This is a genomic window from Streptomyces sp. NPDC002619, assembly GCF_042889305.1.
GTDB lineage: Bacteria > Actinomycetota > Actinomycetes > Streptomycetales > Streptomycetaceae > Streptomyces.
The window spans coordinates 42,616-60,336 of the sequence record NZ_JBIAQV010000027.1 but is presented as its reverse complement, the minus strand read 5'-3'; the positions used below and the strand labels follow the sequence as shown (position 1 = coordinate 60,336).

At 70.6% G+C, this 17,721-nt stretch carries 17 protein-coding genes; 5 read left to right on the top strand and 12 right to left on the bottom strand.

Annotation, left to right across the window (positions count from 1 at the left end):
* Positions 1-232: 232 nt before the first annotated feature.
* The 7 genes from ACFYXB_RS31610 to ACFYXB_RS31580 form a co-directional block, all read right to left on the bottom strand.
* Positions 233-1,021, bottom strand: a complete 789-nt coding sequence (locus ACFYXB_RS31610) for an ABC transporter ATP-binding protein (RefSeq protein WP_389588121.1) — start codon at positions 1,019-1,021, stop codon at positions 233-235.
* Positions 1,014-1,943 carry an ABC transporter permease gene (locus ACFYXB_RS31605; RefSeq protein ID WP_389588119.1) on the bottom strand — a complete coding sequence of 310 codons (930 nt, stop codon included), beginning with the start codon at positions 1,941-1,943 and terminating at the stop codon, positions 1,014-1,016. The genes ACFYXB_RS31610 and ACFYXB_RS31605 overlap by 8 nt, the downstream gene beginning before the upstream one ends.
* A gap of 81 nt (positions 1,944-2,024) precedes the next feature.
* Positions 2,025-2,897, bottom strand: a complete 873-nt coding sequence (locus ACFYXB_RS31600) for a glycosyltransferase family 2 protein (RefSeq protein WP_389588117.1) — start codon at positions 2,895-2,897, stop codon at positions 2,025-2,027.
* Positions 2,898-2,905: 8 nt separating this feature from the next.
* On the bottom strand, positions 2,906-3,685 hold the full coding sequence (locus ACFYXB_RS31595; RefSeq protein ID WP_389588115.1) for a CDP-alcohol phosphatidyltransferase family protein: 780 nt from the start codon (positions 3,683-3,685) through the stop codon (positions 2,906-2,908).
* Positions 3,663-4,724, bottom strand: coding sequence for an iron-containing alcohol dehydrogenase family protein (locus ACFYXB_RS31590; RefSeq protein ID WP_351354335.1), 1,062 nt, complete (start codon positions 4,722-4,724; stop codon positions 3,663-3,665). The genes ACFYXB_RS31595 and ACFYXB_RS31590 overlap by 23 nt, the downstream gene beginning before the upstream one ends.
* Entirely contained in the window at positions 4,712-5,464 is a 753-nt protein-coding gene (locus ACFYXB_RS31585) for a sugar phosphate nucleotidyltransferase (RefSeq protein WP_389588113.1), read from the bottom strand. Before ACFYXB_RS31585 ends, ACFYXB_RS31590 begins: the two co-directional genes overlap by 13 nt.
* Complete coding sequence (locus tag ACFYXB_RS31580; RefSeq protein ID WP_389588111.1) at positions 5,461-7,254, bottom strand: DUF5941 domain-containing protein; 1,794 nt, start codon at positions 7,252-7,254, stop codon at positions 5,461-5,463. Before ACFYXB_RS31580 ends, ACFYXB_RS31585 begins: the two co-directional genes overlap by 4 nt.
* A 291-nt stretch (positions 7,255-7,545) precedes the next feature.
* On the opposite strand from ACFYXB_RS31580, the gene galE reads away from it, so the two are divergent.
* From galE to idi, 3 genes are all read left to right on the top strand, one after another.
* Positions 7,546-8,517 (top strand): UDP-glucose 4-epimerase GalE, encoded by a 972-nt coding sequence (gene galE / locus ACFYXB_RS31575; RefSeq protein ID WP_389588109.1) that lies wholly within the window; start codon positions 7,546-7,548, stop codon positions 8,515-8,517.
* Between the two features lie 134 nt (positions 8,518-8,651).
* Complete coding sequence (locus ACFYXB_RS31570; RefSeq protein WP_389588107.1) at positions 8,652-9,593, top strand: cation diffusion facilitator family transporter; 942 nt, start codon at positions 8,652-8,654, stop codon at positions 9,591-9,593.
* Between the two features lie 255 nt (positions 9,594-9,848).
* The gene (gene idi / locus ACFYXB_RS31565; RefSeq protein ID WP_389588105.1) at positions 9,849-10,442 is read left to right on the top strand and encodes an isopentenyl-diphosphate Delta-isomerase; all 594 of its coding nucleotides are present in this window, start codon (positions 9,849-9,851) and stop codon (positions 10,440-10,442) included.
* Between the two features lie 6 nt (positions 10,443-10,448).
* On the opposite strand, the gene ACFYXB_RS31560 is transcribed toward idi, so the two are convergent.
* Together ACFYXB_RS31560 and ACFYXB_RS31555 are read right to left on the bottom strand one after the other, a co-directional pair.
* Positions 10,449-11,012 (bottom strand): ATP-binding protein, encoded by a 564-nt coding sequence (locus ACFYXB_RS31560; RefSeq protein ID WP_389588199.1) that lies wholly within the window; start codon positions 11,010-11,012, stop codon positions 10,449-10,451.
* A 177-nt stretch (positions 11,013-11,189) separates the two neighbouring features.
* The gene (locus tag ACFYXB_RS31555) at positions 11,190-11,744 is read right to left on the bottom strand and encodes an HdeD family acid-resistance protein (RefSeq protein WP_389588197.1); all 555 of its coding nucleotides are present in this window, start codon (positions 11,742-11,744) and stop codon (positions 11,190-11,192) included.
* Positions 11,745-11,924: 180 nt separating this feature from the next.
* Here ACFYXB_RS31555 and ACFYXB_RS31550 point away from each other — a divergent pair, with 180 nt between their 5' ends.
* On the top strand, positions 11,925-12,680 hold the full coding sequence (locus ACFYXB_RS31550; RefSeq protein ID WP_389588103.1) for an enoyl-CoA hydratase/isomerase family protein: 756 nt from the start codon (positions 11,925-11,927) through the stop codon (positions 12,678-12,680).
* On the opposite strand, the gene ACFYXB_RS31545 is transcribed toward ACFYXB_RS31550, so the two are convergent.
* Both ACFYXB_RS31545 and ACFYXB_RS31540 read right to left on the bottom strand, forming a co-directional pair.
* Positions 12,667-13,302, bottom strand: a complete 636-nt coding sequence (locus ACFYXB_RS31545) for a DJ-1/PfpI family protein (protein ID WP_389588101.1) — start codon at positions 13,300-13,302, stop codon at positions 12,667-12,669. The two genes, ACFYXB_RS31550 and ACFYXB_RS31545, sit on opposite strands and share 14 nt — an antisense overlap.
* Before the next feature lie 22 nt (positions 13,303-13,324).
* Positions 13,325-14,293, bottom strand: coding sequence for a GlxA family transcriptional regulator (locus ACFYXB_RS31540; RefSeq protein WP_389588099.1), 969 nt, complete (start codon positions 14,291-14,293; stop codon positions 13,325-13,327).
* Between the two features lie 168 nt (positions 14,294-14,461).
* Here ACFYXB_RS31540 and ACFYXB_RS31535 point away from each other — a divergent pair, with 168 nt between their 5' ends.
* On the top strand, positions 14,462-16,852 hold the full coding sequence (locus ACFYXB_RS31535) for a Tex family protein (protein ID WP_389588097.1): 2,391 nt from the start codon (positions 14,462-14,464) through the stop codon (positions 16,850-16,852).
* A gap of 394 nt (positions 16,853-17,246) precedes the next feature.
* On the opposite strand, the gene ACFYXB_RS31530 is transcribed toward ACFYXB_RS31535, so the two are convergent.
* Positions 17,247-17,711 (bottom strand): SRPBCC family protein, encoded by a 465-nt coding sequence (locus tag ACFYXB_RS31530; RefSeq protein ID WP_389588195.1) that lies wholly within the window; start codon positions 17,709-17,711, stop codon positions 17,247-17,249.
* Between the last annotated feature and the right edge of the window lie 10 nt (positions 17,712-17,721).

Genomic DNA, 17,721 nt, shown 5'->3' with positions numbered 1-17,721 from the left:
CCCGTGGGGTGGCACCGGCGGAGGGTGTCGCGCATTATCGCCCCACTTGCCGCTTTCCGGGACCGGTACAGCTTACGTTGTACAACGCTGCAAGGTCCGTCGGGGTGTCCTGCGCATCACAACAACACACCGATTGCCGTCAAGATTCCTAAGTGAAGGCGGAGTTGACGTTTCCTTTGCAGACGCAGGGCCCCGCCGGAAAGGTTCCGGCGGGGCCCTGGGGTACGGACGGCTACTTGCCCGTGAACTTCTCGTACTCCTTGAGGACCTCTTCGGTCGGTCCGTCCATGCGCAGTTCGCCGCGTTCCAGCCACAGGACGCGGTTGCAGGTGTCGCGGATGGACTTGTTGTTGTGACTGACGAGAAACACCGTGCCGGCCTCCTTGCGCAGCTCACGGATGCGTTCCTCGGAGCGCTTGTGGAACTGGCGGTCACCGGTGGCCAGTGCTTCGTCGATCATGAGGACGTCGTGGTCCTTGGCCGCGGCGATGGAGAAACGGAGCCGGGCCGCCATGCCGGAGGAGTAGGTGCGCATCGGCAGGGTGATGAAGTCGCCCTTCTCGTTGATGCCGGAGAAGTCGACTATCTGCTGGTAGCGCTCCCTGACCTCCTCGCGGGACATGCCCATGGCGAGGCCGCCCAGGATGACGTTGCGTTCGCCCGTGAGGTCGTTCATCAGGGCCGCGTTGACGCCGAGCAGGGAGGGCTGACCGTCGGTGTAGACCTTGCCGCTCTCGGCGGGCAGCAGGCCGGCGATGGCCCGCAGGAGCGTCGACTTGCCGGAGCCGTTGGAGCCGATCAGCCCGATGGCCTCGCCCTTGTACGCGACGAAGGACACGCCTCGTACGGCGTGCACCTTGCGCACACCGCGCGCCGTGTCGCCGGAATCGCGCTTGAGGATGCGGCTGAGGGCGGCGGTGGCACTGCCCTTGCCGGTCCTGGCGCCGTTGACCCGGTAGACGATGTGCAGGTTGTCCGCGATGACGGTGGGGGCGAGCGCCCCGGGGTTCTGCTCAGCCACGGCCGTACCGCTCCTCCGCCTTCCAGAAGTACACGAAGCCGCCGAAGAAGACGACCACGGCCCAGAACAGGGCGATGGCCCAGACGTGCGGCGGGAGGTTCGAGGCGCCGTAGCCGTCGATGAGGGCGAAGCGCATCAGGTTCATGTAGACGGCGGCCGGATTGACCTGCAGCAGGCGGACGGCCCACTCGGGGCGGTTCTCCATCATCTTGTTGATGGAGAACATCACGCCGGACGTGTACATCCAGGTACGCAGGATGAAGGGCATCAGCTGGGCGAGGTCCGGCGTCTTGGCGCCCATGCGCGCCACGATCAGCGCGAGCCCGGTGTTGAAGAAGAACTGCAGCAGCAGGATCGGCACGATCAGCAGCCAGGACACCCCGGGGTAGCTGCCGAAGCCGACCACCACGAGGAACATCACGATCATCGAGAACAGCAACTGCTGGAGCTGCTGGAGCGCGAAGGACATCGGCAGTGAGGCGCGCGGGAAGTGCAGCGCCCGGACCAGCCCGAGGTTGCCCGAGATGGCCCGCACACCCGACATGATCGAGCTCTGGGTGAAGGTGAAGACGAACACGCCCGTGACCAGGAACGGGATGTAGACGTCCTGGGACATGCCCCGACTGGCGTGCAGGATGACGCCGAAGATGAAGTAGTAGACAGCCGCGTTCAGCAGGGGGGTCGCCACCTGCCACAGCTGGCCGAGCTTGGCCTGGCTGTACTGCGCCGTCAGCTTCGCCTGGGAGAAGGCGAGGATGAAGTGGCGCCGCCCCCAGAGCTGACGGACGTACTCGACGAGCGAGGGCCGGGCGCCGCTCACGGTGAGCCCGTACTTGGCGGCGAGCTGTACGGCCGTCAGTCCCACGTCGGGCGACGGGGCCGCGGTCACCGCGACTCCGGCGTCATGCGTTGTCTCACTCACGGGTGAATCTTTCGTCATCGAATTCGTCTTCGAGATGCCTTCTAGTTCTTCGAAATGCACGACCTCTCATGGTCGAGCTTGTCAGATCACCGGGGGTCGGCCCAGTCGAGTCAGCCGCCACACCGTACGCCACTTCATGGGACGGCGAGGTCCGCAGGAAGCGGCCCAGCCCTCCCTGAATCCGCCGAACCAGGCCTGCAGAGCCGGGCGTGAGGGGCGGCGCAGCAGGGTCAGCAGCAGCCAGACCCCGAGATAGACCGGGACCAGCGCGGCGGGCAGATTGCGGCGGGCCAGCCAGACGCGGTTGCGGGCGACCATGCGGTGGTAGACCGCGTGCCGGGAGGGGGCGGTGGTCGGGTGGTAGAGCACCATGTCGGAGCGGTAGTCGATCATCCAGCCGGCGTCGAGGGCGCGCCAGGCCAGGTCGGTCTCCTCATGGGCGTAGAAGAATTCGTCCGGCAGTCCGCCGACGTCGGCGAAGACCCGGGTGCGGACGGCGTTGGCGCCGCCGAGGAAGGTGGTGACCCGGGAGGAGCGCATCGGGTCGGCGGCCCTGAGGCGCGGCACGTGCCGGCGCTGGGTCTCGCCGGTGTCCGGGTCGGCGATGCGGAAGCTGATGATGCCGAGGTGCGGGTCCGCGGCGAAGGCCCGGCGGCACAGCTCGGCGGTGTCGTGCTGGGCGAGGAGCCCGTCGTCGTCGAGGAAGAGCAATATGTCGACGTCCCGGCCGCTTGGGCCGAAGGCCTGTATGCCGATGTTGCGGCCGCCGGGGATGCCCAGGTTCTCGGGCAGCTCGACGGTCCGTACGCCCTCGGGGACGTCCGGGACGGGCGAGCCGTTGCCGACGACGACCACGTCGACCGGGTCGCCGTCCTGCTTGGCGACCGAGTCGAGCAGCGCGCGCAGTTCGTCGGGACGGTTGCCCATGGTGATGATCACGGCACCGACCCTCATGCCGGCGCTCACCGCAGCCTGCTGGAGGCGAGGATGGACACGAGGTGCAGCAGGGTCTGCAGGAGCGCGATGCCGGCCAGCACCGCGACGCCGAGCCGGGAGAAGAACAGGTCGCCCCGCATCTGGTCGGCGATCGCCAGGACCAGGATCAGCAGGGAGGCCTCGATCCCGAGCACCAGGCGGTGGAACTTCAGCGCCGCAGCGGCCCGGCGGGCCAGGGCCATGCCGGACGAGCGCGGCTCGGACGCCGCCTCCTTGACCGGGGGCAGCCCGCCCTGGTGACGGGCGACGCCGACGAGGTCGGTCTCGGCCTTGATGAGGATCGCGCCGAGGGCGGCCAGCGTGCCGAGGAACGCCCACAGCCAGTCGATCCGCCCGCTGCCCCACGGATCGGCGGCGCGCAGCCCGAAGCCCACCAACACGGCGGCGTCGGTCAGATAGGCACCGACCCGGTCCAGATACACACCGCCGAGCGAGTACTGCTTCTTCCAGCGCGCGATCTCGCCGTCGACGCAGTCCAGCAGCAGATACATCTGGACGCACACCACGCCGAGCACGGCGCCCGCGATCCCCGGCACCAGCAGGGCCGGGGCCGCGAGCACGCCGAAGACGGTCATCAGGTACGTGAGCTGGTTGGGCGTGACCCTGGTGTTCACCAGGTAGCGGTCGACCCGCAGGGACACCTCACGCATGTAGAGGCGTCCCATCCAGTGCTCACCGCTGCGCCGGTCCTTCACCCCTGCGGGGTGGACGACAGGGCGGAGTTCAGCTACCGATGGCCTTGACATAGTCGACGTAGGTGTCCTTGATCTGGTCGGTTTTCAGGTCGAGGTGCTCGAGGATCGTGTAGCGGCCGGGCCGGGTCTCCGGGGCGAACTCCACGACCCGGACGAACTCGTCCGTGGTGAAGCCGATCTCCTCCGGCAGCACCGGCAGCCCGTGCCTGCGCAGTACCTCGGCCATGTACGCCGCCTCGTCGTGGGCTCCGCGCAGATACATCGCGAAGGCCGCGCCGAGCCCGCACTGCTCGCCATGGCTGGCGGCACGCTTCGGGTACAGCAGGTCGAAGGCGTGGTTGATCTCGTGGCAGGAGCCCGAGGCGGGCCGGGAGTCGCCCGAGATCGACATCGCGATGCCGGTGAGGACCAGCGCCTCGGCCAGCACCTGAAGGAAGCCGTTGTCGCCGATGCCGCCCGGGTGCCGCAGCACCGCCTCACCGGCCTGGCGGGCCATGGCGGCGGCGAGCCCGTCGATCTTCTCGCCGTTGACCCGGTTCGCCAGCTCCCAGTCGGCGATCGCGTTGATGTTGGAGACGGCGTCGCCGATGCCCGCGCGGACGAAACGGGCCGGTGCCTCGCGGATGACGTCCAGGTCGACGACCGCCGCGATCGGGTTCGGCACGCCGTACGAGCCGCGCCCGGCGTCGTTGTCGAGGGTCGCGACCGGCGAGCACAGGCCGTCGTGGGCGAGGTTCGTCGGTACGGCGACCAGGGGCAGGCCCACGCGGGCCGCCGCGAACTTGGCGCAGTCGATGATCTTGCCGCCGCCGAGGCCGACGACCGCGTCGTAGTGACCGGCCTTCATGTCGCCGGCCAGCCGGATCGCGTCGTCGAGGGTGCCGCCGCCGACCTCGTACCAGGTCGCGCCGGGCAGGGTGGGCGCGATGCGCTCGCGCAGCGTGGCGCCGGAGCCGCCGCTGACGGCGACGGCAAGGCGGCCGGAGTGCGAGATGCGCTCGTCGGCGAGCACACACGCCAGGTCGTCGAGGGCACCCGGGCGGATGTCCACGACGAGGGGCGAGGGAATGAGCCGGGTCAGTACTGGCACGCGATCTCCCGTCCCCTGGCGAGATCGTCGTGGTTGTCGATCTCGACCCACTGGACGTCGCCGATCGGCGCCACGTCGATCCGGAAGCCGCGGTTGACGAGCTCCTGGTAGCCGTGCTCGTAGAACTGCTGCGGGTCGGTCTCCCACACGGCCTTCAGCGCGTCGGCCAGTTCGGGGGCGGCGTCGCCCTCGATGAGAGTGACGCCGATGTACTCGCCGCTGGCCTCGGCGGGGTCCATCCGCTTGGTGATCCTCGTGACACCCTTGCCGGCGTCGACGACGACCTTCATCTCCTCGTCGGCCAGGTGCTTCACCGTGTCCAGGGCGAGGATGATCTTCTTGCCGTCGCCGCGGGAGGCGAGCAGGGTGTGCTCGACGGAGATCGGGTGGACGGTGTCGCCGTTGGCGAGGATCACACCGTCCTTGAGGGCGTCACGGCCGCACCACAGGGAGTAGGCGTTGTTCCACTCCTCGGCCTTGTCGTTGTCGATCAGGGTGAGCTTGAGGCCGTACTTCCGCTCCAGCGCGGTCTTGCGCTCGTATACGGCCTCCTTGCGGTAGCCGACGATGATCGCGACCTCGGTGAGCCCGATCTCTGCGAAGTTGCCGAGGGTGAGGTCGAGCACCGTGATCGAGTCCTCTATGCCCGCGGGGCCCACCGGCACCAGAGCCTTCGGAAGGCTGTCGGTGTAGGGGCGAAGACGCCGTCCGGCGCCGGCCGCCAGCACGAGGCCGATCATGCGGGTTCTCCTTCGTCGTGTACTGCGGGCGCCCCTGCGGACACCCAGAAGCGGATGCTCTCGACGAGCACCACCAGGGCCACGTACACGGCGAGGACCGTGACCGCGACCGTGAACTGCGAACCGGTGAGCAGCGCCGCCAGGACGGTGACGAGCAGCGTCCGCCCCTCCTGCCCCCCGATGGCGCGCACCAGCCAGGCCGGGGGCGCCCCGGCGTTGCCGCGGATGCGGTACACCGTGTCGTAGTGATGGTAGGCGACGGCGGCCACCAGCCCGAAAGCTGCAGGAAGGGCTCCGTTCACCTCCGATTTGGCCGCGAGGATCAGGACGGTGCCGTATTCGGCGGCGCGGAACAGCGGGGGGACCAGCCAGTCGAGGGCGCCCTTGAGGGGCTTGCTGAGGGCCTCACTGGCGGCGGCGGTGTAGACGACGGCGCCCGCGACTGGGGCCCATGTCACACCGGAGAACAGGGAGACCGCGAGGACCGCCGTGCCGCACAGCGCGATCAGGAGCGGCGAGCCGAGACGGACTCGCTTGGTGCGCGCCACGAGTGCGGCGAGCGGGCCGTTGTCGGCGAGGTCCGCCAGCGCCTGGGCCGCCCGGTCGGTGCGCCGCGCCTTGCGGGTCACCGAGCGGAGCACGCGGCCCGCCGTGGTGTACGTGGCGGCGAAGGCGCAGCCGATGAGCAGGACGTAGAAGGTGATGCGGGGGGTGGTCAGAGCCGTCAGGACGGCGATCATGGCCCATCGTTCGCCGATGGGCAGCACTATCATCCGCCGCACCCAGACCGTCCAGCCGACGCTGTCGAGCTTGCCGGAGAGGGCGGCGGCGGGGCTGGTGTTGGCGGTGGCGTCGTGGTTGGCCTCGTTGAAGGAGAAGTCCACGACGTGCCGGCAGGTCTGCAGGATCATCGCGCCGAGAGCGAGGGCCCATACATCGTCATGGCCGCCGCCTCGGGCCGCTCCCAGCGCGAGGCCGGCGTAGTAGGCGTACTCCTTGGCCCGGTCGAAGGTGGCGTCCAGCCAGGCGCCGAGCGTCGAGTACTGGAGCGAGTAGCGGGCAAGCTGGCCGTCGGTGCAGTCCAGGACGAACGAGCAGATCAGCAGGATGCCTGCCGCGACGAAGCCGACCCGGGTGCCGGTGGCCGCGCAGCTCGCCGCGATCAGGGCGGTGAGCAGGGAGGCGGTGGTGACCTGATTCGGGGTGAGGCCGCGGCGGGCGCACCAGCGGGCGATGTGGCGGGAGTAGGGGCTGATGAAGAACGTGGTGAAGAAGCCGTCGCGGGCCTTCACGGCCGACTTCAGGCGTACGGCCTCGTCGTCGACGGCGGCGACGGCCTGGCGTGCCTCGTTGCGGGACTGGGGGTCGACCGGGACTGCGGCGACCAGGCTGCCGAGCTCGGGGCGGTGCACGTCGGCGCCGTCGGCGTCCAGGGCGGTGACGATGCGGTCGGCGAGGCTGTCCACGGCGAGGGACGTGCCGCCGCCCGCCGAGGTCTCCCGGGCCACCGCGCGGGTCAGTGCCTGGCGGCCGGCCGGCTGGGCGGTCACGGCGCCGTCGACGGCGGCGAGGGGGAAGCGGGGGTCGGTCAGGCCGAGGCGCAGCGCGTGCGGGTGGCCCACGAAGCGGGCGTCGACGACGGCCACGCGCTCGTCAGCCGGGACCGCCGCGAGGAGCGTCTCGGCGTCGGAGGCGTCCGCGGCCGTCCGCACGTCGAAGCCGAGGGACCGCAGATCGTTCTCGAGCGAGGATCCGGGCACCGGCTGACCGGTGACGATGGCGGTCGACAACCGAACTCACTCCCTGGGTGCCGACGCGCCAGCGCCGGTCGTCTGCATGGTGGGGCGCCGTTTTTCCTCTGGCGCCCGGGCGGCATGTCGGCAGAGGTTATCGGATGAGCGGAGGGACTTGTTCACCGCCCGTTCACGGGCAGGTCGACGCGGTCTGGCCCGGCCTTTGCCGCGATCATCATCGATGATCGGGTGCCCGCCCCACAAACCGCGTCCTGCACAGGCGGCCTGAGGACCGGGCATCCTGGACATTGGGGACGGCCCGTGGGCGTCGTCATAGGGTGGGCGACCATGACTTGGCTGATCACCGGCGGGGCCGGATACATCGGGGCCCATGTGGCGCGGGGCATGGCAGGCGCCGGGGAGCGCGTCGTGGCGCTCGACGACCTGTCGGCCGGGGTGCCTGCGCGGCTCCCGGCGGACGTCCCGCTGATCGAGGGCTCCACGCTGGACGCGGCGCTGCTCACGCGGGTGCTGAAGGAGTACGGCGTGACGGGCGTCGTCCATCTCGCGGCGCGCAAGCAGGTCGCCGAGTCGGTCGCGCAGCCCACCCGTTACTACCGGGAGAACGTGGGCGGTCTCACCACGCTCCTGGAGGCGGTCGCCGGCGCCGGGATCGAGCGGTTCCTCTTCTCCTCGTCGGCGGCGGTCTACGGCAATCCGGATGTGGACCTCATCACGGAGGACACCCCGTGCGCGCCGGTGAACCCCTACGGCGAGACCAAGCTCGCCGGGGAGTGGCTGGTGCGGGCGGCGGGTCGGGCGCACGGCATCACGACCGTGTGCTTGCGCTATTTCAACGTGGCGGGCGCGGGTGCGCCGGAGCTGGCGGACACGGGCGTGTTCAACATCGTCCCCATGGTCTTCGACCGGCTCACCCGGGACGAGGCCCCGCGGATCTTCGGCGCCGACCATCCGACGCCGGACGGCACCTGCGTGCGCGACTACATCCATGTCGCCGACCTCGCCGAGGCGCACCTGGCGGCGGCCCGCGAGCTCGACGAGAAGAACCTGACGGGCGACCTGACCGTGAACATCGGCCGCGGCGAGGGCGTTTCGGTCCGTGAACTGATCTCGGTCATCGGTGAGGTCACCGGCGACCGCCGGGCACCGCTCGTCGAGGGCCGCCGTCCCGGGGACGCGCCGCGCGCGGTCGCCTCGGCCGAACGGGCCGCCGAGGTGCTGGGCTGGCGCGCGCGGCGCGGGGTGCACGAGATGGTGGAGTCGGCCTGGCGGGGCTGGCTGCTCCATCACGGCAAGTGAGCTGAGGTGCCCTGACCTGCGGTTCGTTTCCGCAGGTCAGGGCATACGACAACGGTGTTCAGTGCCACGTTGCCGGGTACCCCCCGCCCGTAGTTCACTGTGATCCCGGGCACGTACACGGGAAGGCGGTCCGCATGGGGGCTGGGCATGATCACGGGCGCGCGCACACGCATGCGCCCACCACCGGTACGGCGGCAGCGGCGTACCGGGGCCGGCTGCGCGCCGCGCTGGGGATCACGCTCGCCGTCATGGTCGTCGAGATCGCCGGCGGTGTGCTCGCCGATTCGCTCGCGCTGATCGCGGACGCGGCGCACATGGCGACGGACGCGCTGGGTCTGGGTATGGCCCTGCTCGCCATCCGCTTCGCGGCCCGTCCGGCGAGCACGAACCGCACCTTCGGCTTCGCGCGCGCGGAGATCCTCGCGGCGCTCGCCAACTGTCTGCTGCTGCTCGGTGTCGGCGGTTATGTCCTGTACGAGGCGGTCCAGCGGTTCTTCACGCCCGCCGACACCGCGGGCGGGCTGATGATCGTCTTCGGTGCGGTCGGCCTGGTCGCGAACATGATCTCGCTCACGCTGCTGATGCGGGGCCAGAAGGACAGCCTGAACGTGCGCGCCGCGTTCCTTGAGGTGGCCGCGGACGCGCTGGGCTCGGTCGCGGTGATCATCTCTGCGGCGGTGATCCTGACCACCGGCTGGCAGGCCGCCGACCCGATCGCCTCGCTGGTCATCGGCCTGATGATCGTGCCGCGCACGGTCAAGCTGCTGCGCGAGACCCTCGACGTGCTGCTGGAGGCGGCGCCGAGGGGCGTCGACATGGCGGAGGTACGGACGCACATCCTGGCGCTTGACGGGGTGGAGGACGTACACGATCTGCACGCCTGGACGATCACCTCGGGCCTGCCGGTGCTGTCCGCGCACGTGGTCGTCCGCTCGGAGGTCCTGAGCGCCACCGGCAACGAGAAGATGCTGCACGAGCTGCAGGGCTGCATCGGCCAGCACTTCGACGTGGAGCACTGCACCTTCCAGCTGGAGCCCGGCGGGCACGCGGAGCACGAGGCGGGTCTGTGCCACTGAGTACGCGCCCCGGCTTCCGCGCCGGGTGGAACGCAGCCGTCCGGGTGCGCCTTGGCGTCCTTCCGATCGGAGGCCCCGGACGGTTCCCCGTCACGGGCGCCGGGCACGATCTCCTTCCGGGTCCCCCTTCCGGCGAGGGGCCGGGGCGGCCGTGGTCCGTGCTGTGCACGGGACATGCGGACGTGCCGGTAAGTGCGGGGAGTGCCGGATTCGTACGGCAGACTTGGGGTGCGAAGACCGAGGCGAAGGATGGGTATGCCGATCACACCTGCCACCGCGACGCACAGCTCGTCGAACGGCACCGCAGACGCGATTTTGCTGGAACTCGTCGACGAGAAGGGTGTGACGATCGGCACCGCGGAGAAGCTCTCCGCCCATCAGCCGCCGGGGCAGCTGCACCGCGCGTTCTCGGTGTTCCTCTTCGACGATCACGGCCGACTGCTGCTCCAGCAGCGGGCCCTCGGCAAGTACCACTCCCCAGGTGTGTGGTCCAACACCTGCTGCGGCCACCCCTACCCCGGTGAGGCGCCGTTCGCGGCGGCCGCCCGGCGGACGTTCGAGGAGCTGGGGGTCTCCCCGTCGCTGCTGGCCGAGGCGGGCACGGTCCGCTACAACCACCCCGACCCGGCCTCGGGACTGGTCGAGCAGGAGTACAACCATCTGTTCGTCGGCCTGGTGCAGACCCCGCTCGGACCGGACCCTGAGGAGGTCGCGGCGACCGCCTTCGTGACCCCCGCCGAGCTGGCGGAGCGACACGCGAAGGACCCCTTCTCGTCCTGGTTCATGACGGTGCTGGACGCGGCCCGTCCGGCGATCAGGGAGCTGACGGGCGCGTCCGCGGGGTGGTGACGCCCCTCAGGGCAGTCGCGCGAGCTTGAGCGGCAGGGCGGCCCAGATCACCTTGCCGCCGCTCGCCGTGTGTTCCACGTCGACTACCCCGCCCGCCTCCCGGGCCACCTCACGGACCAGGAGCAGACCCCGGCCGCCGGTCTGACCGTGGTCGGCCTCCAGAGCGATCGGGCGGTAGGGATGGTTGTCCTCCACGGAGACCCGCACCCACTCGGCGCCGACGGCGACCTCGACGGCGAGCATGGGCGACAGCAGCGCCGCGTGCTTGACCGCGTTGGTGACCAGTTCGGAGACGATCAGCAGCAGCCCGTGGACCGTGTCGTCCGAGACGGGCACGCCCTGGCGCAGCAGCAGGTCGCGTACGGCGTGCCGGGCCTGCGGGACCGAGGCGTCGACGGCGGCCGCGGTGAACCGCCAGACTCCCTCGTACGGCAGTGGACCGGGCAGTGGGTCCGGTGGCCGTAGGTCCCCGGGCCGGCCTTCGGGGGGTACGTCGTAAAGGGGCGCGCCGTCAAAGTGCTCTCCGCCACCCGTTGGGCGCGGGCCGTACCCACGCCCTGGATTGTCCATCGTCCGGTCGCCGCCCTTGCGCTCGATTGTCACCACATGTCGAGTGTTGGTAACGAACCGCTCCGCTCCGGATGACTGAACACAACTCAGCTGGTATCGAACAGATTTGACCGTTGGCGTATGACATGGTCACTTGTGGGACTGCTCCTGTCCCCGCAACACCGATTTCGCGAACTATTACGGTTGTACGGGTTTGACGCGGTCCTCGGCGACCATACCGACGACGCGGCGCCCGCCGAAACCGGCGGCGATGAGGCCGAGACCGTCGAAGAGCAGGGCGAGCGAGAAGAAGCCGCCGATGACGTGCTGGCTGCTGCTCGGCCAGGATGCCAGGACGAGGATGCCCAGCAGCAGATGGAAGACGCCCAGCAGCAGGGTCCAGCCGAACTGGGGGCCGCACACCACGAGGCCGCCGACCAGCCGGAAGAGGCCGCCGGCGAGGAACAGCAGGGCGGCGAACATGGTGAGCGCGACGGCGGTCGCCTCGGGCCTGCGCATGATCACCACGCCGGCCTCGATGTTCAATGCGGCGACGATCACTCTGAGCCAGAAGGTGTTGGTGCCGCGTGCCTGGATCGCGTGCAGCAGGCCCACGATCCCGCCGATCAGCAGCAGCCGGCCGAACAGGAGCATGGAGGTGAGCGTGGCCACGCCGGTCCAGACGAGGCCGACGAGCCCCGCCAGTGCCAGGGTCACGCCCAGGACGGTGAACAGTTCGAAGCGGCGGTGCAGTTTCGCCGCTTTGCGCTGGTGCCTGCCGAATCTGGCCGTCGGACCTCCTGAGCTCCCCCCGCACCCCACCCCCTCCCTTTTGATCCCCTTTGTCCTCAATGCCGTAACTCCCCGGTGGTGCTTCTCTCGCTCTCGACCTTGGCGATCTCCCGTCCGGCGGCGCCGGATAGCATCCGGCGCATGGAGCCCCAGCTGCTGCACTCGGTCACCGACTCCGTCGCCACCGTCGTGATCCACCACCCGGCCAAGCGCAACGCCATGACGGCCGTGATGTGGCGGTCGCTGCCCCCGCTGCTGGACACACTGGCCGCTGACCCGGGCGTCCGGGCGCTGGTGCTCACCGGTGAGGGCCGGACCTTCTGTGCGGGGGCCGACATCTCGACCCTCCAGGGCTCGCCGGAGGAGGCGCAGCAGCTCGCGGTCGCGGCCGAGGAGGCTCTCGCGGCGTTCCCGAAGCCGACGCTGGCCGCCGTCCGCGGTCACTGTGTGGGCGGCGGCTCGCAGCTCGCGGCGGCCTGCGATCTGCGGTTCGCCGAGGAGGGCGCGCTGTTCGGGGTGACTCCGGCGAAGCTCGGCATCGTCTATCCGGCGTCCTCCACCCGGCGGCTGGTGTCGCTGGTGGGTCCGGCCACGGCCAAGTACCTGCTGTTCTCGGGTGAGTTGATCGACTCCGTGCGGGCGCTGCGCACGGGTCTGGTCGACGAGGTGCTTCCGGCGGGCGAACTGGGCAAGCGGGTGGGCGAGTTCACCCGGATCCTGGCCTCCCGGTCAGGGCTGACGCAGGCCTCGGCCAAGGAGTTCGCCGACGGGCGCACCGACCGGGACGACCACTGGACGGAGCAGGCACGCGGCAGCGGCGACACCGCCGAGGGTGTCGCCGCGTTCCTGGAGCGCCGGCAGCCGCGCTTCAGCTGGAGCGTGCCTACGTCAGGATGAAGCGGCTGTTGCTGCGGAACTCCTCCACGAGGTGCGCCGGCGCCTTCTGCGGGGACCCGGCGTCGTAGGGCGGCTGCGGGTCGTACTCGGTGAGCAGTTGCACGGCCTGGGCGTGTTCGTCGCCCGCGATCCGGCCGAGCAGGGTGAGACCCATGTCGATGCCGGAGGAGACGCCGGCCGCGGTGACGTACTTGCCGTCGAACACGACCCGCTCGCCCGTCGGTTCGGCGCCGAACTGCTTCAGGAAGTCGAGCGCCAGCCAGTGGGAGGTCGCGCGCCTGCCGTCGAGGAGACCGGCGGCGGCCAGCAGCAGCGAGCCGGTGCACACGGACGTGGTCCACGTGCTGGTGGCGTCGGCCGTGCGCAGCCAGTCCAGGAGAACCTCGTTCTCCATCTGCGGGGTCTGCCCCGGCCCGCCCGGGACGACCACGATGTCCGGGTGCGGGAGGTCGGCGAGGGTCCGGTCGGCCGTGAGCGCGAGGTTCCCGGTGTCGGTGCGGACGGGTCCGGTGCGCTCGGCGACGAAGACGGTGTCCGCGTCGGGAAGCCGGCCGAGGGTTTCGTAGGGGCCGACGGCGTCGAGGGCGGTGAAGCGGTCGTACAGCACGATGGCGATCTGCATCTGATGTCCCTTTCGGGGTGGGTCAGTTGACGGGTGCGACGGGTGCGAGGCGGAAGCGGCGGCGGTACTCGGCCGGTGACGTGCCCAGAGACCTCATGAACGCGCGGCGCATCGCCTCGGGGGTGCCGTAGCCGCTGGCGCGGGATATCTCCTCGATGCCGTCGAGCGTGTCCTCCAGGAGGCGGCGGGCGTGTTCGAGGCGGACGCGGTCGACGTAGCGGCCGGGAGACATGCCGGTCTCGGTCTGGAAGGCGCGGGCGAAGTGCCGTGGAGACAGACGCGCGCGGGTGGCCAGGGTCTCGACGCTCAGGTCGTCGGCGACGTGCTCGGTGATCCACTGCTGGACCTCGCGGAGCGGCTCGCGCCGGGCCGTCTGCGCGGCGAGCTGGGCGCTGAACTGCGCCTGGTTTCCCGGCCGCCGCAGGAAGACGACCAGATAGCGGGCGACCGTGAGGGCGATGTCCCGGCCCAGGTCCTCCTCGACGAGGGCGAGGGCCAGGTCGATGCCGGCAGTGACGCCCGCCGAGGTGGCGACATGCCCGTCGCGCACATAGATGGGGTCGGCGTCGACCTCGACGGCCGGGTGGTCGCGGGCCAGCTTCTCGCAGTACGCCCAGTGGGTCGTGACCCGGCGTCCGTCCAGGAGTCCCGCTCGCGCGAGCAGGATCGCGCCTGTGCAGACGGAGACGAGCCGTTCGGCGCGCGGGCCGTGGACGCGCAGCCAGTCGATCAGGCGCGGGTCGGGACTGCGGCTGCCGGCTCCGCCGGGGACGAGCAGGGTGTGCGGCACCGGCTCACCGGTGAGGGCCGCGTCCGGTACGACCGTGAGCCCGCTCGAGGTGCGCACGGGCGCCCCGTCAAGGGACGCGGTACGGATGCGATACGTCCCCGGTGAACACGCCTCGGCGCCGGCGAAGACCTCCACCGGACCGGTGACGTCGAGGCTCTGTACGTCGTCGAAGAGGACGACGAGGAGAGTGCGCTGGGCCATGCCACCGATTCTTCGCGGGTCCGGCGATGGCCGCAATGACGTGATTCCCACCTTTCCTGCCATCACGGCGCGCGACGTGCCGATGGCGAAGGGGTGCCCTGAGCCCCGGTTGTCGGTGCCACCTGCCACAATTGCCGCGCAACCTCAGTGAGAAGGCGGTACGGGATCGTGACGACACCCGGGTCCCTAGAAGTAGGGACCATCGAAGGCAGGATCGCCGAGGAGCTCGGCGTACGGGAGCGGCAGGTGAAGGCCGCGGTCGAGCTGCTCGACGGCGGTTCGACGGTGCCCTTCATCGCCCGCTACCGCAAGGAAGCGACCGAGATGCTCGACGACGCGCAGCTGCGCACGCTCGAGGAGCGGCTGCGCTACCTGCGGGAGCTGGAGGAGCGCCGGACGGCGATCCTGGAGTCGGTGCGCGAGCAGGGCAAGCTCACCGAGGAGCTGGAGGCGCAGATCCGGGGCGCCGAGACCAAGGCCCGGCTCGAGGACATCTACCTGCCGTACAAGCCGAAGCGGCGCACCAAGGCGCAGATCGCGCGCGAGGCGGGTCTGGAGCCGCTCGCCGAGGGCCTGCTCGGTGATCCCACGGTCGAGCCGCTGGCCGCTGCGGCCGCCTTCGTCGACGGCGACAAGGGCGTCGCCGATCCGCAGGCCGCCCTGGACGGCGCACGGGCGATCCTCACCGAGCGGTTCTCGGAGGACGCCGATCTGATCGGCGAGCTGCGCGAGCGCATGTGGGTGCGCGGGCGCCTCGCCGCGAAGGTGCGCGAGGGCAAGGAGGAGGCGGGCGCCAAGTTCGCCGACTACTTCGACTTCGCCGAGCCCTTCACCGAGCTGCCCTCGCACCGCATCCTCGCGATGCTGCGCGGTGAGAAGGAGGAGGTCCTGGACCTCGTCCTGGAGCCGGAGGAGCCCACGGAGGGCCCGTCCTCGTACGAGGGGATGGTCGCGCACCGCTTCGCGATCACCGACCGGGGCCGTCCCGCCGACAAGTGGCTCACGGACACGGTCCGCTGGGCCTGGCGCACCCGGATCCTCGTGCACCTCGGCATCGACCTGCGCCTGAGGCTGCGTACGGCCGCGGAGGACGAGGCGGTGAACGTGTTCGCCGCCAACCTGCGCGACCTGCTGCTCGCCGCCCCGGCCGGCACGCGCGCGACGCTCGGCCTGGACCCCGGCTTCCGTACAGGCGTCAAGGTGGCCGTGGTCGACGCGACCGGCAAGGTCGTGGCCACCGACGTCATCTACCCGCACGTCCCGGCGAACAAGTGGGACGAGGCGATCGCCAAGCTGGCGCGGCTTGCCAAGGAGCACGCGGTCGATCTGGTCGCCATCGGCAACGGCACGGCGTCCCGGGAGACCGACAAGCTCGCCGGTGAACTGATCGGCAAGCACCCGGAGTTGAAGCTCACCAAGGTGATGGTGTCCGAGGCGGGCGCGTCCGTGTACTCGGCGTCCGCTTTCGCCTCGCAGGAGCTGCCGGACATGGACGTGTCACTGCGTGGCGCCGTGTCCATCGCCCGCCGTCTCCAGGATCCGCTGGCCGAGCTGGTGAAGATCGACCCGAAGTCCATCGGCGTCGGGCAGTACCAGCACGACCTGTCCGAGGTGAAGCTGTCGCGTTCCCTCGACGCGGTCGTCGAGGACTGTGTGAACGGCGTGGGCGTGGACGTGAACACGGCGTCGGCCCCGCTGCTCGCCCGGGTCTCCGGCATCACCTCCGGGCTCGCCGAGAACATCGTGGCGCACCGCGACGCGAACGGGCCGTTCAACTCCCGTGTGGAGCTGAAGAAGGTGGCCCGGCTCGGCCCCAAGGCGTACGAGCAGTGCGCGGGCTTCCTGCGGATCCGCGGCGGCTCGGACCCGCTGGACTCCTCCAGCGTGCACCCGGAGGCGTACCCGGTGGTGCGGCGCATGGTGAAGACGTCGGGCCAGGAGGTGGCCGCGCTCATCGGCAACACCGGTGTGCTGCGGTCGCTGAAGCCGTCCGAGTTCGTGGACGAGACGTTCGGTCTGCCGACCGTCACCGACATCCTCAAGGAACTGGAGAAGCCCGGCCGCGACCCGCGACCCGCCTTCAAGACGGCCACCTTCAAGGAGGGCGTGGAGAAGATCTCCGACCTGTCGTCCGGGATGATCCTGGAGGGCGTCGTCACGAACGTGGCGGCGTTCGGGGCGTTCGTGGACGTCGGTGTCCACCAGGACGGTCTGGTGCACGTGTCCGCGATGTCACGGACGTTCGTCAAGGACCCGCGGGACGTGGTCAAGCCCGGCGACATCGTCAAGGTGAAGGTCCTCGACGTGGACATCCCGCGCAAGCGGATCTCACTCACGCTGCGGCTGGAGGACGAGGCGGCGCCGCAGGAGCGGCAACAGCGCGGCGGTGGCGGCCGTCCGCCCCAGCAGCGCCAGCGCCAGCCGCGGCAGAGCCAGGGGCAGGCGCAGGCCCGCGGCGGTGACCGGGGCGGCCGCCAGGCGCCGCCGCCGGCCAACAGCGCGATGGCGGACGCGCTGCGGCGCGCGGGTCTCCTCGACCCGAAGAACGGCCGCCGCTGAGACATCCGGGCCCGGATCCTTCGGTACGGCCTTCCGGTACGGCGGGTGGGTCCGGGCCCGATGCGCCCTTGAGGTGACGGCATGACGGCCTCGCGTGTCATCACCTGGGAAGTGCGGGCGATCCAGGGGTACGAGACTTCCTGGATCGAGTTCGGCGAGCGAGTGGCGCGTGCGCACGGCCGCGCGGTCGGCGCCCGCCCGGAGCCGTACTGGATCACGTACGAGCTCGACTCGGCCGACGGCGTCCTGACCCGCCGGCTGCGCGTCACGGCCGAGTCCGCGCACGGCACCCGGACGCCGGCGGGACCGCGTCGAGCGCGCGGCCAAGGAGGCTGGGCGGGGCGCATGGCCTCGGGGCGAGTTGCCCGGCCCCGGCGCACCGGGGCCGGTCTGCTCAGGCGGTCGCCCCCGACGCCCGCTCGGTCAGCCTGCGCTCCAGGTCCCGCAGGTCCTTGCCGATGGACGAGCGGACCTTCCTGGCCATGACGGGGGCGGCCAGGCGGTACAGGGAGCCCGCGTCGCCCCGCACCCGGATGCCGGCAAGGGTGCCCCGCGGGTGCGCGGCGAAGGTGTACCTGACGCGCATGGGCATGGGGCCGGCGACCGACACCATGTCCAGCAGGCCCGGCGGATCGTACGCGGCGACGCGCAGGACGTAGTCGATCCGCCTGCCCAGGAAGTGGGCGGTCCGGGTGACCTCGGCGCCGACGCCGAAGCCGCCCGTGGCCGCCTCCCTGGTCAGTGCCGCGCTGCGGATGCCCTGGGTCCACTCCGCGTCGTGGCGCCAGTCCATGGCATACGCGGCCACGCGATCGGGCGGTAGCCCGATGACGCGTTCCGCCGTCTCGTCGATCGTGATGCCTTCCCCT